Annotated in this window: 25 protein-coding genes; 15 read left to right on the top strand and 10 right to left on the bottom strand. The window is 65.3% G+C overall.

The features are described 5' to 3' along the window. Window positions 1–52: 52 nt before the first annotated feature. On the top strand, window positions 53–250 hold the full coding sequence (locus VIR62_RS07630; protein ID WP_431870099.1) for a hypothetical protein: 198 nt from the start codon (window positions 53–55) through the stop codon (window positions 248–250). After that, window positions 238–576: a hypothetical protein gene (locus tag VIR62_RS07625; protein WP_431870098.1), complete on the top strand. Its 339-nt coding sequence runs from the start codon at window positions 238–240 to the stop codon at window positions 574–576. The genes VIR62_RS07630 and VIR62_RS07625 overlap by 13 nt, the downstream gene beginning before the upstream one ends. Before the next feature lie 6 nt (window positions 577–582). Here the strand turns inward: VIR62_RS07625 and VIR62_RS07620 are convergent, their stop codons facing one another. Both VIR62_RS07620 and VIR62_RS07615 read right to left on the bottom strand, forming a co-directional pair. Continuing rightward, on the bottom strand, window positions 583–1,299 hold the full coding sequence (locus VIR62_RS07620; protein WP_431870096.1) for a hypothetical protein: 717 nt from the start codon (window positions 1,297–1,299) through the stop codon (window positions 583–585). Continuing rightward, on the bottom strand, window positions 1,296–2,498 hold the full coding sequence (locus VIR62_RS07615; protein WP_431870094.1) for a TIGR04063 family PEP-CTERM/XrtA system glycosyltransferase: 1,203 nt from the start codon (window positions 2,496–2,498) through the stop codon (window positions 1,296–1,298). Before VIR62_RS07615 ends, VIR62_RS07620 begins: the two co-directional genes overlap by 4 nt. A gap of 82 nt (window positions 2,499–2,580) precedes the next feature. On the opposite strand from VIR62_RS07615, the gene VIR62_RS07610 reads away from it, so the two are divergent. Continuing rightward, a complete protein-coding gene (locus tag VIR62_RS07610; RefSeq protein WP_431870092.1) occupies window positions 2,581–2,736 on the top strand; it encodes a hypothetical protein in 156 nt (51 codons plus the stop codon). Beyond that, window positions 2,729–4,099, top strand: coding sequence for a putative O-glycosylation ligase, exosortase A system-associated (locus tag VIR62_RS07605; RefSeq protein ID WP_431870090.1), 1,371 nt, complete (start codon window positions 2,729–2,731; stop codon window positions 4,097–4,099). Before VIR62_RS07610 ends, VIR62_RS07605 begins: the two co-directional genes overlap by 8 nt. 4 nt (window positions 4,100–4,103) lie before the next feature. On the opposite strand, the gene VIR62_RS07600 is transcribed toward VIR62_RS07605, so the two are convergent. Beyond that, on the bottom strand, window positions 4,104–4,652 hold the full coding sequence (locus tag VIR62_RS07600; protein ID WP_431870089.1) for a type 1 glutamine amidotransferase domain-containing protein: 549 nt from the start codon (window positions 4,650–4,652) through the stop codon (window positions 4,104–4,106). A 122-nt stretch (window positions 4,653–4,774) separates the two neighbouring features. Between VIR62_RS07600 and VIR62_RS07595 the strand changes: the two genes are divergently transcribed. Both VIR62_RS07595 and VIR62_RS07590 read left to right on the top strand, forming a co-directional pair. Continuing rightward, window positions 4,775–5,782: a DNA topoisomerase IB gene (locus tag VIR62_RS07595; protein WP_431870087.1), complete on the top strand. Its 1,008-nt coding sequence runs from the start codon at window positions 4,775–4,777 to the stop codon at window positions 5,780–5,782. Further along, entirely contained in the window at window positions 5,782–6,942 is a 1,161-nt protein-coding gene (locus tag VIR62_RS07590; RefSeq protein ID WP_431870085.1) for a mechanosensitive ion channel family protein, read from the top strand. Before VIR62_RS07595 ends, VIR62_RS07590 begins: the two co-directional genes overlap by 1 nt. Window positions 6,943–6,958: 16 nt before the next feature. On the opposite strand, the gene VIR62_RS07585 is transcribed toward VIR62_RS07590, so the two are convergent. Continuing rightward, entirely contained in the window at window positions 6,959–9,934 is a 2,976-nt protein-coding gene (locus tag VIR62_RS07585) for an L-glutamate gamma-semialdehyde dehydrogenase (protein ID WP_431870084.1), read from the bottom strand. A 98-nt stretch (window positions 9,935–10,032) separates the two neighbouring features. Here VIR62_RS07585 and VIR62_RS07580 point away from each other — a divergent pair, with 98 nt between their 5' ends. From VIR62_RS07580 to VIR62_RS07550, 7 genes are read left to right on the top strand one after another with little or no spacing between them, the layout of a single operon-like run. Next, window positions 10,033–10,488: a MaoC family dehydratase gene (locus VIR62_RS07580; protein WP_431870082.1), complete on the top strand. Its 456-nt coding sequence runs from the start codon at window positions 10,033–10,035 to the stop codon at window positions 10,486–10,488. A gap of 17 nt (window positions 10,489–10,505) precedes the next feature. Next, complete coding sequence (locus VIR62_RS07575; RefSeq protein ID WP_431870080.1) at window positions 10,506–11,687, top strand: acetyl-CoA C-acyltransferase; 1,182 nt, start codon at window positions 10,506–10,508, stop codon at window positions 11,685–11,687. Between the two features lie 29 nt (window positions 11,688–11,716). Then, window positions 11,717–12,667: a hypothetical protein gene (locus tag VIR62_RS07570; RefSeq protein ID WP_431870078.1), complete on the top strand. Its 951-nt coding sequence runs from the start codon at window positions 11,717–11,719 to the stop codon at window positions 12,665–12,667. Next, a complete protein-coding gene (locus VIR62_RS07565) occupies window positions 12,655–13,044 on the top strand; it encodes a YkvA family protein (RefSeq protein ID WP_431870076.1) in 390 nt (129 codons plus the stop codon). The genes VIR62_RS07570 and VIR62_RS07565 overlap by 13 nt, the downstream gene beginning before the upstream one ends. Before the next feature lie 20 nt (window positions 13,045–13,064). Next, window positions 13,065–13,766 carry a helix-turn-helix domain-containing protein gene (locus VIR62_RS07560; RefSeq protein ID WP_431870074.1) on the top strand — a complete coding sequence of 234 codons (702 nt, stop codon included), beginning with the start codon at window positions 13,065–13,067 and terminating at the stop codon, window positions 13,764–13,766. A 27-nt stretch (window positions 13,767–13,793) separates the two neighbouring features. After that, window positions 13,794–14,561: a CPBP family intramembrane glutamic endopeptidase gene (locus VIR62_RS07555; protein ID WP_431870073.1), complete on the top strand. Its 768-nt coding sequence runs from the start codon at window positions 13,794–13,796 to the stop codon at window positions 14,559–14,561. A 56-nt stretch (window positions 14,562–14,617) separates the two neighbouring features. After that, complete coding sequence (locus tag VIR62_RS07550) at window positions 14,618–14,881, top strand: hypothetical protein (RefSeq protein ID WP_431870071.1); 264 nt, start codon at window positions 14,618–14,620, stop codon at window positions 14,879–14,881. A 1-nt stretch (window position 14,882) separates the two neighbouring features. On the opposite strand, the gene VIR62_RS07545 is transcribed toward VIR62_RS07550, so the two are convergent. Continuing rightward, entirely contained in the window at window positions 14,883–16,103 is a 1,221-nt protein-coding gene (locus VIR62_RS07545) for a polyhydroxyalkanoate depolymerase (protein WP_431870069.1), read from the bottom strand. Window positions 16,104–16,239: 136 nt separating this feature from the next. Between VIR62_RS07545 and VIR62_RS07540 the strand changes: the two genes are divergently transcribed. Beyond that, window positions 16,240–18,015 carry an ABC transporter transmembrane domain-containing protein gene (locus tag VIR62_RS07540; RefSeq protein ID WP_431870067.1) on the top strand — a complete coding sequence of 592 codons (1,776 nt, stop codon included), beginning with the start codon at window positions 16,240–16,242 and terminating at the stop codon, window positions 18,013–18,015. A gap of 71 nt (window positions 18,016–18,086) precedes the next feature. Here the strand turns inward: VIR62_RS07540 and VIR62_RS07535 are convergent, their stop codons facing one another. The 5 genes from VIR62_RS07535 to VIR62_RS07515 form a co-directional block, all read right to left on the bottom strand. After that, entirely contained in the window at window positions 18,087–18,740 is a 654-nt protein-coding gene (locus tag VIR62_RS07535) for a TylF/MycF/NovP-related O-methyltransferase (RefSeq protein ID WP_431870065.1), read from the bottom strand. Between the two features lie 387 nt (window positions 18,741–19,127). Continuing rightward, a complete protein-coding gene (locus tag VIR62_RS07530; RefSeq protein ID WP_431870064.1) occupies window positions 19,128–19,553 on the bottom strand; it encodes an ExbD/TolR family protein in 426 nt (141 codons plus the stop codon). 26 nt (window positions 19,554–19,579) lie between these two features. Continuing rightward, window positions 19,580–20,074 (bottom strand): ExbD/TolR family protein, encoded by a 495-nt coding sequence (locus VIR62_RS07525; protein WP_431870062.1) that lies wholly within the window; start codon window positions 20,072–20,074, stop codon window positions 19,580–19,582. A 94-nt stretch (window positions 20,075–20,168) separates the two neighbouring features. Then, window positions 20,169–20,981 carry a MotA/TolQ/ExbB proton channel family protein gene (locus tag VIR62_RS07520; protein ID WP_431870060.1) on the bottom strand — a complete coding sequence of 271 codons (813 nt, stop codon included), beginning with the start codon at window positions 20,979–20,981 and terminating at the stop codon, window positions 20,169–20,171. A gap of 61 nt (window positions 20,982–21,042) precedes the next feature. After that, window positions 21,043–21,702, bottom strand: a complete 660-nt coding sequence (locus VIR62_RS07515; RefSeq protein WP_431870059.1) for an energy transducer TonB — start codon at window positions 21,700–21,702, stop codon at window positions 21,043–21,045. Between the two features lie 258 nt (window positions 21,703–21,960). On the opposite strand from VIR62_RS07515, the gene VIR62_RS07510 reads away from it, so the two are divergent. Beyond that, window positions 21,961–22,803 carry a hypothetical protein gene (locus VIR62_RS07510; protein ID WP_431870057.1) on the top strand — a complete coding sequence of 281 codons (843 nt, stop codon included), beginning with the start codon at window positions 21,961–21,963 and terminating at the stop codon, window positions 22,801–22,803. Window positions 22,804–22,807 lie beyond the last annotated feature (4 nt).

Raw genomic sequence — 22,807 nt, 5'->3', positions numbered from 1 at the left:
TCCTTCGACCATGAACATATCAGGAACAAGAGCGAGTCGAAAGGAGTCGCACATGCATCTGCTGAGACGGGTCGAACGCTATCTGAGGCGCAGCGGCACGGCGCCCACCACCTTCGGTCGGCATGCGCTTCGGGATCCGCGCCTGGTCTTCGACATGCGCAACGGCCGCGAGCCGCGTCCGGTGACCGCCGCCCGCATCGCCGCCTATCTCGATGCCAGCGAGGAAGGGAGGGGCGCGTGCAGCCACTGACCAACGACGCGACTACCACATTGCTGCGGGCGATACGCGTGACGTTCGTGAACTTTGACGCCGTCATCTTCGAGGAGATCGTCAGCCGGGGCTGGGCCAGCGTGACCTTCACCGGAGCGCGCCACGAGATCGCGCTGCGGCTCGACGGCGAAGGCGCGGACGGCGCGGCCTCCGCCTTCCTTGCCCATCTGGAGACGACCGAATTCCGGCTGCGCGGTCATGTCCTGGCGGATATCGCCCTGGTGTCGGAAGAGCGGTCCACTCGTCCGGACGGCGCGCCGCGAATCAGGATCAGGCTCGAAGCGCTGACCGTGGAGGACGGCTGATGCGGCTCAGGCGCCGCGGGCCATCCTCCTCAAGTCGTCGAGCGCGCTTTGAAGGCGGTCGTCCATCACGGGCTCCGGGACAAGCTCGCCCGCCTCGGCAACAGCGGGCTCGCTAGGTTGCTGACGGCGCGAAAGGCCCCGTTCCAGCCGCTGCATGAGATGGGCGATGGTCGGCTCCTCAAGGTCCATCGGCGGCAGGACCGAAGGTGCGTCGACTTCATCATCCGTCGCATCCTCCTGGGGCGGAGCGAGCCATTCCCCGTCGAGGGCCGCGTCGGCGGGAACCGGGCGCTCCCATTCTCCCGCATCTTCGGCCGGCATCGGTTCGCCTAATTCCAACCCGGCGACCAGCGGCCGGCGCAAGGGCGCGTCCGGATGGACGTCGGCGCGGCGGAGGCGGAGCGGCGGCATTCCCGCCTCCTCCACGTCCTGCTCCCGGCGGACGGGCGAGGACCCTTTACCCAGCGCGCGCAGCACTGCCCAAGTGAGGAGAAAGGCGACGATCGCGGCCGGAGCCACCACGGCAAGGCGCGCTGTCGTGCCGAGCGGCGGCTGTGCGGCGGGCAGCAGCGAAGGCAGTCCGCTGGCCGCGACGGCATCCGCGAAGAGCGGGTCCGGCATCGCATAGGCGACAAACGCCACCGACAGAGCCGCCAATGCCGCCATCGGCATGTCGAGCACGGAGCTTCCACCCCGCTTCAATATGATTCTCTCCGTCGTCACAGCGCCTTGCCCGTCAGCCTTTGGTAAACCGGAATGTAGCGGGCAATGTTTGACGACCAGTTACGCTCCTGCTCCACGAACCGCCGCGCGACATCGCGGCGCGCCTCCCAGCCGTCCCAGTCGGCGAACAGCCCGTCCAGCGCCTCCGCGATCGCGGCGGGATCGCCGGCGGGAAACAAGGTGCCGGTCACGCCATGCTCGATCAGCTCGCGATGACCGCCGACGTCGGACGCCGCGACAAGCTTCCTCTGCGCCATCGCCTCCAGCGGCTTCAGCGGCGTCACCAGCTCCGTCAGCCGCATCGCCTTTCGCGGATAGGCGAGAATGTCGATCAGCGCATAATAACGCTCGACCTCGTCATGCGGCACGCGGCCGACGAAATGGATTCGGTCCGCTGCGGCCGAAAGTGCCGCCTGCGCCTTCAGCGCCTCCTCCATCGGCCCGCCGCCGACGAGCAGGAGATGGGCATTGGGTCGCTTCGTCAGAAGAATCGGCATGGCGGCGATGAGGTCGTCCAGGCCTTCATATTCGTAGAAGGAGCCGATGAAGCCGATCACGTCGGCATCGGCGAGGCCGAGCTTGCGCGCGAGATCGGGGTCGGGCGCAGGCGGGTGGCCGAACAGGTTCAGGTCGACGCCGTTGGGCGCGACGATGACCTTGTCCGCCGCGACGCCGCGCGCGATGAGGTCCCGGCGCAGGCCATCGCAGATGACGGCGACCGCATCGGCCCGACGCGCCGCGCGGGTTTCCAGGGCTCGGCTGAGCCGGTAGCGGAGCGAACCCTCGCGTCCCGTTCCGTTGCCGACCGCCGCGTCTTCCCAGAAGGCGCGTATCTCATAAACCATCGGAACGCCCCGCCGCCGCGCCACGCCCTGTGCCGCAAGGGCGTTGAGCACTGGCGAATGGACGTGCAGCTGGTCGGGTTTCCATTCCGTCATCAGCTGATCGAGCCGTCGACCGAGCGCCCGCACCTCCCGCCATTCGCGCAGGAGCGGCGGACCGCCGGCCCGGTGCGGCGTGCGGTGAAAGACGATGCCGTCGACAGTCTGGGGATCGGCGCTTGCCGCTTGGTGCCTGGCGCCGGTGAGGCACGCGACTTCCCAACCCCGAGCCATCTGCGCCTTGAGGATCGCGCGGGTGCGGAAGGTATAGCCGCTGTGGAGCGGCAGGCTGTGGTCGAGCACATGGAGGATCCGCATGGGACACGCTCTGCCACGACAAGCTTAACGGCGCGTCAACCGGGCCCGTCTATGAGGGGGCGATGATGCGGGCATACTCAGCATGATCGACCTTTTCGCGCTCGCGCTGACCCACGGCCTGATGCTTCTCGCCGCCTGGCGCCTCATCTTCCGCCCGGACCTCGACGATGACGAGGCTCCGCCCGCCAGCACCGATCGCCGGATCGTGCGCAAGAGCGAAGGCCGCTCCGGTGCGTGATCTCGCCCTCGTCGGCTTCCTCGCGGCGCTGCTCGCGCTCGGTTTCAAGCGGCCGTTCCTGTTCGTGCTCGCTTATGCCTATGTCGACATCGTCTCGCCGCAGCGCTTGTCCTACTATCTGCTGAACAGCATCCCGGTTTCGATGATCGTCGCCGGCCTCGCCTTCGCCGGCTGGCTGATCGCCGACGACAAGCGGCACTTCAAGGTGACGGGCCGGCAATGGCTGATGATGATCCTCCTCGCCTATGCCGGCTGGACCACGCTGCGCGCCGACCTCTACGCCGACGCGCTCTTCAAATGGGAATGGGTGTGGAAGGCGATGGCCTGGGCGATTTTCCTGCCGCTCACGTTGCGCACCAGGCTCCGCATCGAATCCTACCTCCTCTTCATGATCCTGTCGGCGGGCGCGATTGTCATCGTCGGCGGGATAAAGACCATGCTGTCCGGCGGCGGCTATGGCGCGCTCAACCTGATGGTCGACAATAATAGCGGCCTCTACGAAGGCAGCACGATCGCCACCGTCGCCATCGCGATCATCCCCGTCATCCTCTGGCTCGCGCGCTTCGGGTCGGTCTATCCGCGCGACTGGCGGGTGCGCCTCTTCGCCTATGCCCTCATTTTCGCGTGCCTGCTGATCCCGGTCGGCACCGAGGCGCGCACCGGCCTCGTCTGCGCCGGGGCGCTTGCCGTCCTGATGCTGCGCGAGGCGAGGAATCGGATCGCCTACATGGCTATGGTCGCGCTCGCCGTCGCGATCGCCGTTCCGTTCCTGCCGCAAAGCTTCACCGGCCGGATGAGCACCATCCAGACCTATGAGGCCGACGCCTCCGCTAGCACCCGCCTCGCCGTCTGGGCCTGGACCTGGGACTATGCCAAGAAGAACCCGCTCGGCGGCGGCTTCGAGGCCTATCGGCAGAATTCGCTGCGCGTGAATACCGTATCGAGCGAAACCACCGGCGCGGTCGAAGTGATCGACCGGAGCGTGGTCGCGGACCAGGGCCGCGCCTACCACAGCAGCTATTTCGAAATGCTGGGCGAGCAGGGCTTCCCCGGCCTCATACTCTTCCTCCTTATCCACGGCATCGGCCTTGTCCGGATGGAGGTGCTCCGTCGCCGCTATCGAGGGGCGGAGGGCGATCGCGGCTGGATCTCGCCTCTCGCCACCGCGCTCCAGAACGGGCAGCTCGTCTATCTCGTCGGCAGCCTGTTCATCGGGATCGCATGGCAACCCTTCGTCTACATGCTGATCGCGGTCCAGATCGGCTTCGACACCTATATCAGCCGCAAAACACGCGAAACGGCGCAGCGGCCCTGGACGAAGTCCCCGGTTGCGGCGCCGGACACGGAGCCGGCGTCGGCCTGACGGCTCAGGCCGTTTCCAGCGGCGCCTCGGCTGTCTCGACCAGCTTGATGAAAGCTTCGGTGAAGGCGGGGATATCCGCGGGCTGGCGGCTGGTGACGAGGTTGCCGTCGGTCGCGACCTCTCTGTCGATCACCTCCGCGCCCGCATTCTTGAGATCGGTGCGGATCGAGGGCCAGCTGGTGACGGTGCGGCCGCGGATCACGTCGGCTTCGGCCAGCAGCCACGGGCCGTGGCAGATGGCGCCGACGGGCTTTCCCGCATCGACGAACTTCTTCACCATGTAGACGACCTGCTCCTCCATCCGAAGCTTGTCGGGATTCTTGGTTCCGCCCGGGAGCAGCAGGGCGTCGAACTGCTTGCTGTCGACCGCATCGATCGCGCAGTCCGGCCTGATTGCCTTGCCCTTGTCGCCCGTGATCTCCTGGGTGTCGAGCGAGGCGAGCGTTACCCGTGCGCCGCGATCGATCAGCGTCTGGCGCGGGTCCAGCAACTCCGAATCTTCGAAACCGTCGGTGGCGATGATGAGGATCCTGGCGTCCGAGATGTTCGGCATGGCGGCTTCTCCTTTGCTGGAATGGATTCGCCGAACCAACGGAGGCCACCCGCGCTCCGTTCCGGAACGAAGCGGCGGCGCGAGGATTTATCGCGCTGTCACGAAAGGAAAGTTTCACCTCCATGCTCTGCTATGTCGATGACGCCCTGCCCGGGATCACACGCAGGCGCCGGGGGCGCTACTGGCAGTATTTCGATGCCAAGGGCGAGCGCATCACCGATCGCGACGAGATCGACCGGCTGAACGGCGTCGGCCTTCCCCCCGCCTATAAGGACGCCTGGTTCTGCCCTTCGCCCGAAGGCCACATCCAGGCGATTGGTTATGATGACAGGGGGCGCAAGCAATATCGATATCATCCCGAATTTCGCGCCAGCCAGGAGGCCGCCAAATATGACGGCTGCGTCGATTTCGGGCGTGCTCTTCCCCTGTTGCGGGCCCGCGTCGAGGAGGACATGGTCGGCCGCAAGCTCGACCGCGACACCGTGGTCGCCGCTATCGTGCGGCTGCTCGATCTCGGCCACATCCGCATCGGCAACGAAAGCTACGCCAAGGAGAACAAGAGCTTCGGCGCGACCACGCTGCGCGATCGCCACGCCAAGGTTAAGGGCGGGACGGTCAAGATGCGTTTCCAGGGCAAGTCCGGAAAAGTGCAGGAGCTTTCCATCACCGATCGAAACCTGACCCGCCTCGTCAAGCGCTGCCAGGACCTGCCCGGCCAGCAACTCTTCCAGTTCGTCGACGAGGAGGGCGATCAGCGCGCGGTCGGCTCGGGCGACGTCAACGCCTATATCCGCGAAGCGATGGGCGAGGAGTTCACCGCCAAGCATTTCCGCACCTGGGGAGCCAGCCGGATCGCCTTCGAGCAGATCTGCGCCGCCGGGGAGGACGGGATCAGCCTGAAAGACATGCTGGAGCCTGTCGCCGAGGCGCTGGGCAACACGCCGGCGATCAGCCGCAAATCCTATGTCCATCCCGCCCTGGTCGAAGCGGTGAAGCAAAACCCGCGCGATCCGGTGGGAGGGTTGCAATGCCCCCGCGCGACCAAATATCTGTCGAGCGCCGAGCGCGGCCTGATCGAATTTCTGGATAACGAGGCCGCCAGAACAGAAACCGAAACCAAGGCGGCTTGATGTCTAATACCAATAACGCGAGCGTCGCCGACGCCGCGGAGAATCTGTCCGAGGCGAGCCTCGATCTCGTCGGCGAAACCGCCCACTGGATCACGAACAACGGCGTCGACATCCTGATCGGCGCCGGCGTCGCCGCGGTCATCGCGCTTGTCCTTCTGGGCCTGCGCGCCTTCGGCCACCGCCTGATCGGCGACAACACCGCCGATCAGAAATGGCGGACCATCTTCGGCCGGGTGCTCTCCAAGACGAGCCTGTTCTTCATCGTCATGGTCGCCGCCACGCTGGTGGTAAAGAATACCGAGACGCCGGCGCTCCTCGCCCGGGTGGTCAATTTCCTGTTTGTCGTATCGGCAGCATTTCAGGCGGCGATCTGGGCGCGCGAGCTCATTCTGGGCCTCATCCAGCACCGCGTCGGTACAGAGGACGAAAGCAGCACGCTGGGTTCCGCGATCGGCATTATCCGTCTGCTCGTGACGATCGCGCTGTTCGCGATCGCGATCATCCTCATCCTCGACAATCTCGGCGTCAACGTCACCGGCCTCATCGCGGGGCTTGGCATTGGCGGCATCGCCATCGGCTTGGCCGCGCAAGGCATCTTCTCCGATCTGTTCGCCGCCCTTTCGATCATCTTCGATCGGCCCTTCCGCCGCGGCGATGCGATCACTTTCGACCAGACTACCGGCACGGTCGAGCATATCGGCCTCAAGACCACGCGCATCCGATCGCTTGGAGGAGAGGAGGTGGTGATATCGAACGCGAACCTTCTCAACACCAAGATCCAGAACTGGGCCCTGCTGGAGAGACGGCGCACGGTCATGGCCTTCGGCGTCATCTATCAGACGCCTCCCGATCTGCTCGCCCGCATACCGGATGAGATAAAGGCGGTCGTCGAAAGCCAACCCTTCGCGACCTTCGACCGAGTCCACGCCTTCCAGTTCGGCGCGTCGTCGATAGATTTCGAGCTGGTCTTCTATGTCGATTCCGCCGAGTACGCCGTGTTCATGGGTACGCGGCAGCAGATCATGCTCGGCATGCTCCGCCGCTTCCAGGAACTCGGCGTCGAATTCGCGTACCCGACCCAGACGACCTTCACGGCGGCGCCGGACGGCCGGATGGTCATGCCTTATGCGGACGTTAAGCCGATGGCGACCGAGGAATAGTTCCCCGGCACAACATTCAGATCCCCACATCGTCGAGCGAAAGTAAGGTCGCATTGCCACCCGAGGATGTCGTGTCGGTCGAAGTCACGCGCTCGGCACAAAAGCGCGGAAGGTAATGCGGGCCGCCGGCCTTGGGTCCGGTGCCCGACTGGCCCTCGCCGCCGAAAGGTTGCGAACCGACGATGGCGCCGATCATCGAGCGGTTGACGTAGAGGTTGCCGACCGTGCCGGTCTCCTCGACCGTCTCTGCGGCGCGGGCGATGCGGCTGTGAAGGCCCATAGTGAGGCCGAAACCCGACGCATTGACCCGCCGCACCGTCTCGGCAAGGTCGCCGCCCTTCCAGGTCGTGACATGCAGCAGGGGGCCGAACCATTCCTGGCGCAGCTCCTCGATCGCGTCGATGCGGATCAAGGTGGGCGGAACGAACAGCCCCTCCTCAGGAACCGGGACTGTCTTGAGAATACGGTCCTTCATCGCCTCGCGCCGCCCCATCAACTTGTCGTAGGAGGGCTGGTCGATGACCGGGCCGACATCGGTGCGCGGATCGGCCGGGTCGCCGACGATCAGGCTGTCCATTGCGCCCGACAGCATCTCCAGCGTCCGCTCGGCGATATCGTCCTGGAGCACCAGCAGCCTGAGCGCGGAACAGCGCTGCCCGGCCGAACGGAATGCGGAGGTGATCACATCCTGCACGACCTGTTCGGGCAAGGCGGTCGAGTCGACGATCATCGCGTTGATGCCGCCCGTCTCCGCGATCAGCGGAATGATGTCGCGGTCGTCGTCGGCGATCAGAGTGCGGGCAATCGTCTTGGCGGTCGCGGTCGAGCCGGTAAAAGCGACGCCGGCTATGCGCACGTCCTCCATCAGCTTCTGGCCCATATCCCGCCGGCCGGCGGCGAGGATCAGCACGTCTTCGGGAATACCCGCGTCATGGGCGAGGCCGACCGCACAAGCCGCGATCTCCGGGGTCTGTGACGCGGGCTTGGCGATAACGCTGTTCCCCGCCGCCAAGGCCGCCGATACCTGGCCGAGGAAGATGGCGAGCGGGAAGTTCCACGGCGCGATGCACACCCAGGCGCCCCGCCCCTCCATCCTCAGCACGTTGCGCTCGCCGGTCGGCCCCGGCAGCTCCACAGGCTGGAGGTGTTTGCGAGCCTGCGCCGCATAGTAGCGGCAGAAATCGACCGCCTCGCGTACCTCGGCAAGCGCGTCGGGGATGGTCTTCTTCGCCTCCTGCACCGCGATCCGCATCAGCATGTCGCGGTCCCGCTCGAGCAGATCGGCCAGCCGCTCCAGGCAGGCGGCACGCGCCTCGACGCTCCGCTTCGACCAATCCTCGAAGCCCTTCAGCGCGCGCGTGACGAGTGCATCAGCCGTCGGGCTGGACATCGGCGCGAAATCGAGCGGCGGCGCCACCGCCTTCGCCACCCGCGCCAGCTCCTCGCGGTCGTTGAGGTCGATGCCCTCGCTATTCTTACGCTCGGGCGCGAACAAATCTTCGGGGAGCGGAATACCGGGATGCCGGGTGCCACCGACCGCCGCTATCTTCGCCACCGGATCGGCGAGGATGTCGGCGTCGGTCAGCTTTTCGTCGGCAAGCTGGTGGACGAAGCTGGAATTGGCGCCATTCTCCAGCAGCCGCCGGACGAGATAGGCGAGAAGATCGCGGTGACCGCCGACCGGGGCATAGATTCGGGTGTGGTAGCCCTGCTCGCGGACCAGGGTTTCATAGAGACCCTCGCCCATGCCGTGGAGACGCTGGAACTCGAAGTCGCGGCTGTCGCCGGCCCATTCGAGCACGGTTGCGACGGTCAGCGCATTGTGGGTTGCGAAGGCGGGATAGATATTTTTCGCGACCAGCATGTCTTTCGCGCAGGCCAGATAGCAGACGTCCGTTGCCGCCTTGCGGGTGAAGAGCGGATAGTCGCTTAAGCCCTGCTCCTGTGTGTGCTTGATCTCGCTGTCCCAATAGGCGCCCTTCACCAGCCGCGCGGCGATGCGGCGGCCGGTCTTCTCGCCCACGGCATTGGCCCAGGCAATGGTCGGCCGCGCGCGCTTGCCATAAGACTGGATCGCCATGCCGAGCCCGTCCCAGCCCTTGAGCGCCCGCAGGCCCGCCACCGCCTCGATGATGTCGAGGCTCATCTCCAGCCGCTCGGTCTCCTCCGCGTCGATGGTGAAGGCGATGCCGACATCCTTGGCGAGCGTGGCCAGTGCTTCGACCTGCTCGATCAGCGAAGGGACGCAGCGGTCATATTGCGCGACCTCGTAGCGGGGATGGAGCGCGGAGAGCTTGACCGAGATGGAGTGGCCTTCCTTCACCTTCCCCACCGCCCGGATCGCGTCCTCATAGGCGCGGTAATAGCGTTCGGCGTCCGGGAAAGTGCGCGCGGCTTCGCCGAGCATGTCGAAGCTGGCGGTGAAGCCCCTGTTCTCGCGCTTCTTCATGCGAGCGATGGCTTCCTCGATGGTGCGGCCCATCACGAAGATCTCGCCCATCATGCGCATCGCCGCGCCGACCGCCTGGCGGACGAAAGGCTCGCCCGCCCGGGCGATCAGCCGCTTCAGCGCGCTCGCCTCGGCGCTTTCACTGACGAGGGCGCGGCCAATCACCAGTCCCCATGTCGCCGAGTTGACCAAAGTGGAGTGCGACTTTCCCGCATGGGCGCGCCAGTCTGCGTCGCCCAGCTTGTCGGCGATCAGCTGGTCCGCCGTTTCCGGATCCGGCACGCGGAGGAACGCTTCGGCGAGCGAAAGGAGGGCGATGCCTTCCGACGTGTTGAGGCGATATTCCTGAAGGAACTGGTTCACCCAGCCCGACGCCTGCGTGCTCCTCAGTTCGGCCAGCATGGCGAGCGCCCGGCTCTCCACCCGCCGCCGCGATTCGGGGCTGAGCTTCGCGGCCTTCAGGAGGGGTGCCAGCACCTCGGGCTCGGGCGCCCGATGCAACCGTGAGATTTCCGCGCGCGCCGATGCCGTAGCGTCCGCCATTTCTATGCTCCCGAGAGACTTGAGTCTTACCGCGACGCGGCTCTAGACCGGCCCCCTAGCCGAGCGGCGCGGCCGCGACAATCACCGGGAAAACACCAATGCCGATCGCCAGTCTCGACGAGATCACAAGCAAGGTCGGAACGGCTATCGGCACCTCGCCCTGGATCGAGATTTCCCAGAAGGATATCGACACCTTCGCCGACGTGACGGGCGACCATCAATTCATCCATGTCGATCCGGAAATGGCCGCGAAGACGCCCTTTGGCGGCACTGTCGCGCACGGCTTTCTCACGCTGTCTCTGCTGAGCCAGATGGCGGCCGGGGTGGTATTCGTGCCCGAGGGCACCCGAATGGTCGTCAACTACGGCTTCGACAAGGTCCGCTTCATCACGCCCATCCGTTCCGGAAAACGCGTGCGCGGTCATTTCACCCTGGCCGGCGCCGAGGAAAAGCGGCCGGGCCAATGGCAGCTCCTCCATAATGTCACTGTCGAAATAGAGCGCGAGGACAAACCTGCATTGCAGGCCGACTGGATCGGCCTCATCTACCTTTAAAGAATCAGGAGAATTTCATGAGCAACCGCGAAGCCGTCATCGTCTCCACCGCCCGCACGCCGATCGGCAAGGCCTATCGCGGCGCGTTCAACGCCACACCCTCCCCCACGCTGGCCGCCCATGCCATCCGCGCCGCCGTCGAGCGCGCCCAGGTCGATCCCGGCGAGATCGACGATGTGATCATGGGCGCCGCGCTCCAGCAGGGCGTGCAGGCGACCATCGGCCGTACCGCCGCGCTCCGCGCCGGCCTCCCCGCCACCGTCGCCGGCATGTCGATCGACCGGCAGTGCGCCTCGGGCCTGATGGCGATCGCCACCGCCGCCAAGCAGGTCATCGTCGATCGCATGGACATCTGCGTCGCCGGCGGCGTCGAAAGCATTTCGATGGTGCAGACGCCGGAAATGCGTCTCGGCGCGGACCCCGAGCTCGTCGCGATGCACAAGGACGTCTACATGCCGATGATCGGCACCGCCGAGGTGGTCGCCAAGCGTTACGGCATCGCCCGCGACCGGCAGGACGCCTATGCGCTCCAGTCGCAGCAGCGCACCGCCGCCGCTCAGCAGGCCGGCAGGTTCGATGACGAGATCATCCCCGTCACGGCGACCATGCTCGCCAAGGACAAGGCGACGGGCGAAACCTCGAAACATGAAGTGAGGGCCACCAAGGACGAGGGCAACCGGCCCGACACGACGGCGGAAGGTCTCGCGTCGCTCCAACCGGTCATGGGCCCCAATGCGGTCATAACCGCCGGCAACGCCAGCCAGCTTTCCGACGGCGCCTCAGCCTGCGTCGTCATGGAGGCGAGCCTCGCCGCCGAGCGCGGCGTCGACCCGCTCGGCCGCTATCTCGGCATGGCCGTCGCCGGCACTGAGCCGGACGAGATGGGCATCGGCCCCGTCTTCGCCGTGCCCAAGCTACTGAAGCGCTTCGGCCTCACCATTGGCGACATCGACCTGTGGGAATTGAACGAGGCCTTCGCCGTCCAGGTGCTCTACTGCCAGGACAAGCTCGGCATCCCCGACGACAAGCTCAACGTCAACGGCGGCGCCATCTCGGTCGGTCACCCCTATGGCATGTCAGGTGCACGTCTAACCGGCCACGCCCTCATCGAAGGCAAGCGCCGGGGTGCCCGCTACGTCGTCGTCACCATGTGCGTCGGCGGCGGCATGGGCGCGGCGGGACTCTTTGAGGTCCTTTAAGACACGGCAGAGATGCTAAGGGTGCGGCGATGAATCTCCGCGCCCTTATCCTCACCGCCGCGATCCTCCTTTCCAGCCACGCTGCCGCCGCTGAGCATGCGCCCGCGGGCGGCAGTTTAGAGTTCGTCGACCTCACCGATGATTTCGCGAAGGAATGGGAACGCACGGCTTCGATGGAGGATGCGGTGCGCGTCGCCACCTTCAAGGCGTATTTCGATGCACTGATGCCCGGCTTCTATGCGCACGAGCGTCTCAACCACGCGACCCCTGAGCGCCTGGACAAGCGACTGCTAAAAGCCTTCCAAGCATATCCGGAACATCGCGTGGGGATCGAGGAGGTCAGCGGTCGCTTCTCCGACATGATCACCCCGGCCCTGGCCAGCTTCGAAGCGGAGTTTGGGCCGATGCGGCGCTATCCGCCCGTCTATCTCGTCCATAGCCTCGGCGAGTTCGACGGGGGGACCCGCTCGCTGCTAAACGGCAATTTCCTGTTGTTCGGCGCCGACGTGATCGCGCGTCTCCACCTAGATCACGACATCCAGCCCTTCTTCCATCACGAGCTGTTTCACTTCTATCACGCACGCTCCTTCCCGGAGTGCGGCACGGTCTGGTGCGGCCTCTGGACGGAGGGCCTCGCCGCCTACGTCGCCTCGGAGCTCAATCCCGGCGCCACCGACGCTGAGTTGCTGCTCACCCAACCCGAACCGATACGAGCGGCAGTCGACGCTAATCGGCGGGAGGCGGTCTGCGAAACTCTGGCGCGGCTGGATTCCACCCAAGACGCCGACATGCAGGCACTTTTCAGTTTCGAGCGCCTCAATGAAACCCTGCCGCCGCGCTTCGGCTATTATGTCGGCTATCTCGTCGCGGCCGAGGCCGGGAAGACCCGCTCGCTCCAACAACTGGCGACGCTGGGCCACGACGAGGTCCGCCCGCTGGTTGAAGCACGCCTGCGCGGTCTTGAGACTTGCCCCGCCTGACCCGCCACAGCCCCGCCTCTCTCGCGCATCGGCTGCGTGTTGATCTCCACGCGGCGTGGCTGGCGGCGCGGGACCCGCGGACGCCGTGGCATGCGCGGGCGTTCGGGCTTCTCGTCACCGCTTATGCGCTTTCGCCGATCGATCTCATTCCGGACTTCATCCCGGTCCTCGGCCTGCTCGACGACGCGGTGCTCATCCCGCTCGGTCTCTGGCTCTTCGTGAAGATGCTGCCCGAGGGCGTGTTCGACGAGCATCGCGCCGAGGCGGCCGTGGCAGCCGACCGACCCGGCTCAGCCTGGGGCGCACTGATCGTCGTCGCCTTGTGGCTGATCGTCGCCCTTGCGGTTTGGAGACTGGTCGCCTGGCATTATAGCTGACCCGTCCAAATGGAACGGGAGTGACATTGGTGCGACGATCGCAGGCGGCGCTGCTGAGACCGGACTCGGAGATCGCCCGGCATTATCATGCACACCCCTATGCGACGATTGTCCTGAGCGGTTCCTATGAAGAGGCGGGCGACGCCGGGCGCTGGCGGGTCGAGGCCGGGGACGTCCTGCTACACGCTCCCTTCTCGGCTCATCGCGACTGGGTTGCGAAACGCCGCACACACGTGCTCGACCTGCCGCTGCCGCTGGATGGTCGCGAATGGCCGGGCCGGGGACGCATCGCCGATCCGGGCATGCTGCTCCGTGTGGCCGAACGGGACGTGATCGAAGCGGCGTCGCTGCTGCTCGAGGCGTTCGAGCCGGTGGAGGGCGCGATGGACGACGTCCCCGATCGTCTCGCCGCCGCGCTGACGGGCGAGGCGGCACCCGCCATCGCACAGTGGGCGGAACGCCACGGCTGGGCCCGCGAAACCGCGTCGCGGCATTTCAGCATGATCTACGGCGTCGCGCCCGCCCGCTATCGGGGTGAAGCGCGGGCGCGCCGGGCCTGGCGCCTGATCGTCGGCGGCGAGGCGGCGCTGGCCGACGTCGCGGCCGAGGCTGGCTATGCCGATCAGGCGCATATGAGCCGCGCGGTGAAGGCCCTGACCGGACACTCGCCGGGGCAATGGCGGACCTGGCGAACTGCCGGATCACATTCGTTCAAGACCTGAGACGTCTTGTCGAGCGATGGGCGGCGCATGACCTATGCAACCGCCCACCGCCCATTCTTCGAAGTCTCGGGCTTTCGCTTCCGGCTCTGGCCGGTCCTCTTCGCCGCCCTGCTGATGGAGGGATTGCTCTGGCTAGGCCAGCAGCCCGCCCGCTGGCTTTACAAGCAGGGCGAGTTCGGGGACGACCAGATCTGGCTCTACGTCCAGCTCGCCATCCTGTTCCAGGGCCTGCTCGGCCTCGTCGGCATCGCGGCGATGAAGCGCCTCCTCCCGGCGGCCGATGCCCATCTGCGGTGGCCGCCGGGGCGCGGCTATGTGGGGCTGGCGGCCCTGATCGGAATCGCCATGGGGCTCATTATGCTGGTGGCGGATTTCTGGCCTGAGCTCGTCAGCGGCACGGCCCCGGCGGCGCCCTATGCGCTGAACCCGGTCGATGCGGCGGGCTGGCTCGCCGCCATGCTCACGACCGGGCTGGGCGAGGAAACGATCTTCCGGGGCCTGCTCGTCGGCTTCCTGGTCGTGCTGGTGCCCGGTCGCATCCGTGCCGGCAGATTCGATATCCCTGTCGCCGCCGTCATCGTCGCGTTGCTGTTCGGCCTCGCTCACTGGAAAAGCTTTCAGGTCGATCCATTCCATATGGCTGCCATGCAGCAGCTTTACGCCTTCACCTGGGGCCTCATCTATGTCTGGCTGATGGAGCGTTCGCGCAGCCTGCTCGCGCCGATCGTCGCGCACGGCGTCGGCAATGCCATCGAGGTCGGGATCGTCATGCTGTTGATGAGCGCATGGGGCTAGGCGAGGCAACCGCTCCGCTTCTCCTTCGTTGTCCTCTCGAAACGAAGGAGAAGCCGATGCCGGTTTCCAGCATGAGCCTCATCGAACGGATCGCCCGCATCCTTGCAGCGCGCGACCTCAGCATCAACGCGGAGGGCGGCGATGCATCCGCGGGGGACAAGGTCGACGCCGTCTGGCGCGACTATCGGGAGGACGCGCTTTCAGTGCTGCGCACCTTGCGCGAGCCCGATCCGATCATGGCCGCAGCGGGCGATGTCGAGATATGGGACCGGATGGTCGAAGCGGCGCTCCAAGCGGAAGAGGCGGGAGCAGGCGCCTAATTCATTTATCGTGGTCGGCTATCCATTTCTCGACGACGGGCGCGATCTTCGTCCGCCACTTGCTGCCGTTGAAGATGCCGTAATGGCCGACGCCCTTGGCGAGGTGATAGTGTTTGAGCTTCGCCGGGAGGCCGGTGGAGATGTCGAGCGCCGCCTTGGTCTGGCCGATTCCTGAAATATCGTCGCGCTCGCCCTCGATGGCGAGGATGGCGATGTCCTTGATCGCCGCCGGATCTACGCGGCGGCCGCGATGCTTCAGCTCGCCTTTGGGCAGCAGGTGGCGCTGGAAGACGACGTCCACGGTCTGGAGGTAGAATTCCTCGGTCATGTCGCAGACCGAGCGATATTCCTCATAGAATTCCTTGGTCGCCTCCGCGCTTTCGTCGTCGCCCTCGACCAGATGCTTGAACATTTCCCAATGGCTGGTGAGGTGGCTGCCGAGGTTCATGGTCATGAAGCCGGCGAGCTGCAGGAAACCCGGATAGACATGCCGACCGGCGCCCGGATAGGAATAGGGCACGGTCGCGATCACGTTGCGCTGGAACCAGGCATGGGGCCGCTCGGTGGCAAGAGTGTTGACCGCCGTGGGTGCCTTCCGCGTGTCGATCGGCCCGCCCATCATGGTGAGCGTCCTGGGTCGCGCCGGATGCTTGCCGGCGGCCATGATCGCAGCGGCGGCATAGGCCGGAACCGACGGCTGGCAGACGGCCAGCATGTGCGCTCCGGGGCCGATATGCTCCAGGAAGGCGACCAGATAATCGATGTAGTCGTCGAGGTCGAAGCGCCCATCGCTCAAGGGCACCAGCTTGGCGTCGCGCCAGTCGGTGATGTAGACGTCGTGGCCGGGCAGCATCCGCTCGACGGTGCCGCGCAGCAGGGTCGCATAATGGCCCGACATCGGTGCGACGATGAGGAGACGCGGCCCCCCTTCCGCGCCATCCTTGCGGAAATGCTTTAGCTGACCGAACGGTTTGCGAAGCACGACCTCCTCGTGGACCGCGACCTCCTCACCATCGACGATGGTGCATTCGATACCGAATTCCGGCTTGCCGCGCGGCGCCGACACGTGGGCGAAGACGTCGAGCGCCGAGGCGACGATTGGCCCCATAGAGCTGTAGGCGAAGGGATTGACGGGGTTCTGCATCCAGCCGGCGCCGATATTGGCAAGCGTGCTGGCTCCGGCGAGCAGCGAACGCTGCATTTCATAGGCGTCGTAAAGCATTGAGCCCCCTAGATGGTGTGGGATAAACTGTGCTGCAACTTCGACGAATAAGCCATACGTATTAACCGAACGGTCGGTCGAATGGCCTTCGACTGTTGCCATTGAGCGGCGGGGCCACCGCTGCTAGGCGCCTTTCATGGCAGACAAGAGAGCCGAACCCGCCCCGCCCAGGAAGCTCGGCAACCTCGCCATGATCTGGCGGCATGCCGTCCGCTATCCCGGGCGGATCGCTATCGCCGCTACCGCGCTGCTGGTCGCCGCCAGCGCGACGCTCGCCATCCCGGACGGCTTCCGGCGCGTCATCGACAAGGGGTTCGCCGCCTCGGGCGGCGACGTGTCGCAGCATTTCTATTATCTGCTCGGCATCGTCGTCGTCATGGCGCTCGCCACAGCGGTGCGCTTCTATTTCGTCTCCTGGCTCGGCGAGCGGGTGGTGGCCGACCTCAGGACCGAGGTGCACCGCAACCTACTGCGGCTCGAGCCTCGCTTCTTCGAGGAGAACCGCCCGTCCGAGATCGCCTCCCGCCTCACCGCGGACACGTCGGTGATCGAGATGGTGGTCGGCACCACCGTCTCCGTGGCGCTCCGCAACATAGTCCTGGGCATCGGCGGCATCATCTATCTCTTCACTCTGGCGCCCACGCTCACCGGCGGGCTGCTGCTCGGGATCCCGGTCATCTTCGTCCCGGTCGTCCTCATCGGCCGCAGGCTTCGCGACGTTTCCCGCTTCAGCCAGGACCGGATCGCCGACGTTGGCGCGATCGTGTCGGAGACGCTGGGCGCGATGAAGATCGTGCAGGCCTTCGGGCAGGAGCGGCGCGAGAGCGAGCGGTTCGCCGGCGCGGTCGAGGATGCCTTCGCCACCGCACGCCGCCGCATCCGCCTGCGCGCGGTGATGACCGCCATCGTCATCACCCTGATGTTCGGGTCGATAACGCTCGTCATGTGGCAGGCGGCGCTTGAAGTGGCGGCCGGCCGGATCAGCGGCGGCACGATCGCCGCCTTCGTCTTCACCGGCGCGATCGTCGCGGGCGCGTTCGGGGCGCTGACCGAAGTTTATGGCGAGCTGTTGCGAGGCGCGGGGGCGGCTGGGCGGATGTCCGAGCTCCTGGCGCAGGTGCCGGAGATCAAGGCGCCCGCCAACCCGGCGCCGTTACCTGTGCCGGCGCGGGGCGCCCTATCCTTCGACGCCGTCACCTTCCACTATCCGACCCGGCCGGAGGTGAGCGCGCTCAAACACTTTAACCTCGACGTGCGGCCCGGCGAAACGCTGGCGGTCGTCGGCCCGTCGGGCGCGGGCAAGTCGACCCTCTTCCAGCTCGCCCAGCGCTTCTACGACCCGGAGATCGGCTCCGTCCGCCTCGACGGTGTCGAGCTGGAGACCGCCGACCCCGCCGACATCCGCGGCCGCATCGCGGTAGTCCCGCAGGAGACGGTGATCTTCGCCGCCTCAGCCCGCGACAACCTTCGCTACGGCCAGTGGGGTGCGAGCGACGACGCGCTATGGGCTGCGGCCGAGGCCGCCAATGCCGCCGAGTTCCTGCTAAAGCTCCCCAATGGCCTCGACACCTTCATGGGCGAAGGCGGCGCGCGGCTCTCGGGCGGGCAGCGCCAGCGTATCGCCATCGCCCGCGCGATCCTCCGCGACGCGCCGCTGTTGCTACTCGACGAAGCCACGTCCTCGCTCGACGCCGAATCCGAGCGGCTCGTCCAGGCCTCACTCGAAAAGCTGGTCGAGGGCCGCACCACCATGGTCATCGCCCACCGCCTCGCTACCGTCCGCCGGGCCGACCGCATCATTGTCATGGACCATGGCGAGATCGTCGAGGAAGGCACCCACGAAAGTCTCCAGGCCCGCGGCGGCCTCTATGCGCGCCTGGCCCGGCTACAGTTCGAGGGGATGGCGGCTTAGGGGACTAGGTAGGTTGAACGTCCACTACGGGTGGAGCGGACGTTCGGCTTTCGTCTAATCGACACGGACCGCTAAATAGTGCGGCGAAGAACCGGGTTGGGGCCTTCTTCAAGGCTGTAATCGGAGCGCCTGCTCAGGAACTCATCGACAGCCGTTCGGCAGCCGCCATAGTCGTGATAATCGTCGATAACGATCACTCCTTTTGGGCTCAGCTTGTCCGCGATCCTATCGAGGCAAAACTTGACCGGATCGTACCAGTCGCAGTCCAAATGGACGAAAGCCAGCGTCCCCAATTCTGCACTTGGAAGAGTCTCTTCAAATAGTCCCTGATGAAGCAACACCTTTTCGCCATCGACGGGGACTCCATGACGGGCGAATGCCTCCTTCACCTCTGAAAACAGGTCTGTCCGATATCCATAATATGTTGCGCCCTTGATCCCTTGCGACGCCCCCGATTTGATCGCCTGGTACCGACGCCTGGATTTTTCGTCGTCTTTTTCGGATGACGGTTCGGGAATCATCGCAAAGACATCGAAGCCGTGAAAGCGACGGCCGTTCGCCTGGTGCGCGATCACGATAGCTGAACCGCCAAGTGCAACGCCGAATTCGACAAAGTCTCCCGGAACGCATTGCACATCGCGAAGAGCTGCCGTGATCCGTCTGAATTTGCTGGCTGACAGGTAGGTCAGCCCCTCATCCGTAACCGCTCGAGCCTTCCGGCTCATCAGCAAGGGTTCCAAGCCTGTGCGAATACAGTTCAGAATCTGAGCCATTGATAGCGGGTAAGAGGTTGCGGGACTGCTAGCAAGGTAGGCCGGCCGAAATCCGTCGCGCGAGAAAGGCGAATCGTCAGACGGGAGGCACGCGCCGAGCCACATAGAGCGTCAGGGGCCCGCGTGCGGTCCGATAAGCGACAGACAGCAGGAACGCGACCGCAAGTGTCAGAGCCGGTAGAACGTCGTTGCTCCACACGTGCCTTCCTCATCACGCCCCAAGAAGCGCCATCTTGAGCTAACAACACGATGTCCGCAAAGGGGGTCGAAAGCAGACATCGCCAAAGAAAAGGGCGGCCCCGAAGGACCGCCCTCAAATCGCTTGCGATACCGGCGTCGTCAGAAGTTGGCGTAGGCCTCGTTGCCGACGAAGCCCATCGCGGTGACGTTGGCGCGCTTGGTGATGGCGAGCACCTGGTCGACCACCTCGTATCGCGCCTGCGGATGCGGCTGCAGGTGCAGCTCCGGCGTCGGCGTCATCGTCGTGGTGATGTCGAGATACTGGCGCAACGTCACCGGATCGACCGGCGCGCCGTTCCACAGGATCGTGCCGTTGGGCTCGACCACGATCTTGTTCTTCACCGGATCGATCGGTGGCGGGGTCATATCGCCCGTGTCCACCGGCAGGTCCAGCTTCACCGCGTGGGTCTGGATGGGGATCGTGATGATGAACATGATGAGAAGCACCAGCATGACGTCGATGAGCGGCGTCGTGTTGACGTCCATCATCGGTTCGCCTTCGGCTCCACCAGTTGACATTGCCATCGTAGACTACTCCTGAATCTTCGAGCCTAGAGGCGCTCGACCACGCCGCCCGGCGGCGGCTGAGAAATGAAACCAACTCGGGCGAATCCGGCCCGCTGCATGGTGAAGATCGCGCCGCCGATACAACGGTAGGGCGTATTCACGTCACCGCGAATATGGGCCTCCGGCATCGTCTCCTCGGTCAGATTCTCGACACCGCCGAGACGCTCGATTTCGGTCTCGAGCTTGTCCACCGCCATGTTGAGCAGCTCTTCGGAATTCACCCGGGTGAGGTTCCAGTAGACCTCGCATTCGCCCGCTTCGTTGGCACGGACCGAGAGCGAAACGTTCTCCGGCTTGGTCGTGGTCGGTTCGAAGCGCACGTCAGGAAGCGTCACCGGGACAGTCTGGATGACAACCGGGATAGTGATGAGAAAGATGATCATGAGCACCAGCATCACGTCGACCATCGGCGTGACGTTGATTTCCGACATCGGGACTTCTTCGCCGCCTTCGGTCTCTTGGCCTACGTTCATGGCCATATGCTAAATTCCTATCCTGATCCGTCTCTTAGGGCCGCACGTCGCGCGGGCCGTGAAAACCGGCGGAGCAGACAGCCCCGCCGGTTGACGTAGTTCAGAGCTTCTTCGCGCCGGCCGTGGGAGTGCCGGTCGAAGCGCCCGTCGCGGTGGTGCCGCTCGGGGTGGTCGAAGCACGGGTGGCGCCGGCAGCCGCGGCGGCGGCCGGCGTGCTGCGCGTGATCGGCTTCACCGCGCCGCCCGACATCATGAAGCCGTGCAGGTCGTTGGTGAAGCGGGCGAGCTCCTCGAGAACCGCCTTGTTGCGGCGCATCAGCCAGTTATAGGCCATGACCGCCGGAACCGCGACGACCAGGCCGAGCGCGGTCATGATCAGCGCCTCGCCGACCGGACCGGCGACGGCGCTGATCGACGCCTGACCGGCGGCGCCGATCTTGATGAGCGCGCGATAGATGCCGACGACAGTACCGAACAGTCCGATGAACGGAGCGGTCGAGCCGACGGTGGCGAGCAGCGCGAGGCCGGTCGTCAGCTTCGAGGCGATTGCCCCCTGGCTGCGCGCGAGCGAGCCCAGCATCCAGTCATGCTGGTCGACCGGGTCGGTCAGCTTGTTGTGCTGCTCCTGGGCGATGATGCCGTCGTCGACGATCTGGCGATAGGCGCTGTTCTTCTCGAGCTTGGCCGCGCCTTCGCGCAAGTTGGCGGACTGCCAGAAGGTGGTGCGGGCGCGCTTGCCCTGGTTGATGATCTTCTGCTGCTCGAAGAGTTTCACGAACAGTATGTACCAGGACGCGGCCGACATAAGAACGAGAATGCCGAAGGTGGCGTAGGCAATCAGCCCGCCCTGTTCGAGCGCGGCCATCAGGCCATATGGATTGCTTTCGCCGGCAGGGGCTGCGGGGGTGGTCATGGTCTTAACTTCCTCTCATATCAAAATAACGTTACGAACGGGGCAGGTCGGTCAGGTGCGATCAATCCTCCGGGATCTGCCACCTAATTCTGTTACTGTAGGTGTCCGTGATGGGGTTGCCGTTGGAGTCCTCCGCCGGCGTGAAGCGGGCCCTGCGGGTGATAAGCCTGCAAGTCGCTTCATCCAGAGTCGACGAACCGCTGGACGATGTCACGCTGCAATCAGTCACGCGGCCGTTGGTGCCGACCGTTACACGAAAGCCCGTGGTGCCCTCTTCCTCATTCCTGAGAGCGCTCGACGGATAGTCAGCGTTGGTGGCCCAGCTACCCGGATTGGAGCGCGGCTTGGCGCCCACCGCTTCGCGTTTGGGCTGAGGCGGCGGCGGCGGGGCCGGCGGCGCAGTCGGAGTGATTACCACCGGCGGGGCTTCACGCACCGTCCGCACGATCGGCGGCGCGATGACGTTGGTGCGGACGATCGGCGGCGGCGACACCACGGGCGGAGGCTCCATCACGACCTCTTCCGGCGGCGGCGGCGGCAGCTCCTCGGGGGGCGGCGGCTCTTCCGTCACGTCGAACGTCTTGAGGTCCTGGGCCACCTGCTTCACCACATTGTAAGCAAGGCCCGTGACGAAGGCGTAGCCCAGTACAGCATGGAGCGCAGCGACGATGATAATCGCCGTAATGCGGCCTGAGCTCATCTTTTGATCAGCATAGGACATTAAACAGCCACACTCCCTCTCTCGAAATAATATATTGCCAGCTCGGCGGACAGAACAACGCAGCCGAACCGTTCCGGGTCCGCCCATGTCTTAGTATATCATGGACAGGGCCCGTGTCTCTAACGTTACATAGTGGACGACGCAATCCTCCTGTGGTTCTCCGCAAAATCAAGCGAGAAATGGCTGCAAGCTGCGGTTAATGGCGCTAAGCCTATGGGAAACGTGATCTTAATGCGAGCGACAGATGAAGGAGACACCATGCGGCCGTCCTATATTCTTACAAGTGCCGCAATCGTGTTGGCGGCTATCGGCGTTTCCGCCGAATCACAAGCGCCGGCCGCCGCGACCCAGCTGACCTATGCCGACCTCGTCGATCTCGCGCTCGCCGCGCCGGTCGCCGTCCATATCGAGGTTCGCGACGCGGTGAGGCTCCGGAACGAACGCGCGACTGGCGTCGAGGCGGGGCGGACCCGATTCTACATCGAAGCCGATGTCCTCTCCCTCATTCGGGGCGCACAGGGGCTGACGAGCGAAATCCGATATCTGGTCGACTTGCCCAACGACGCGCGCGGCCGCCCGCCGAAGTTGCGCGACGAAAGCCAGTTCATCCTGCTCGCGACGACGGTCCCGGGCCGTCCCGGCGAAGTCAGGCTGATCGGACCCGAGGCGCAGCTTCCCTACACGCCCGAGCTCGCCGACCGGCTGCGCCAGGTTCTGCGGCAGGCCGCCCAAGCGGACGCGCCGCCGAAGATCACGGGAATCGGACACGCCTTCCACGTGCCCGGCACGCTTCCGGGCGAGAGCGAGACGCAGATATTCCTGGAAACCGCCGACAACAGGCCGGTATCGCTGACGGTCCTGCGCCGGCCGGGACAGCCTCCGCGCTGGGCGGTGGCCTTGAGCGAGATCGTCGACAATGCGGCGCGGCCGCCGGAGCCGAACACGCTCCTTTGGTACAGCCTCGCCTGCAACCTCCCACCGGCCCTGCCCCCGGAAAGCGTCGCGGGAATCGAGCCGAGCCAGGCACAGGCTATCCGGGCCGATTACCGGGTGGTCATCGAGGGACTCGGCCCCTGCGCCCGCAATCGCGCCAGACGCTAGAAGG

The sequence above is a fragment of the Allosphingosinicella sp. genome (assembly GCF_036570505.1).
Classification (GTDB): domain Bacteria; phylum Pseudomonadota; class Alphaproteobacteria; order Sphingomonadales; family Sphingomonadaceae; genus Allosphingosinicella.
Note: the sequence above shows the minus strand (reverse complement) of the source record. Positions and strands in the feature narration are given on the sequence as shown.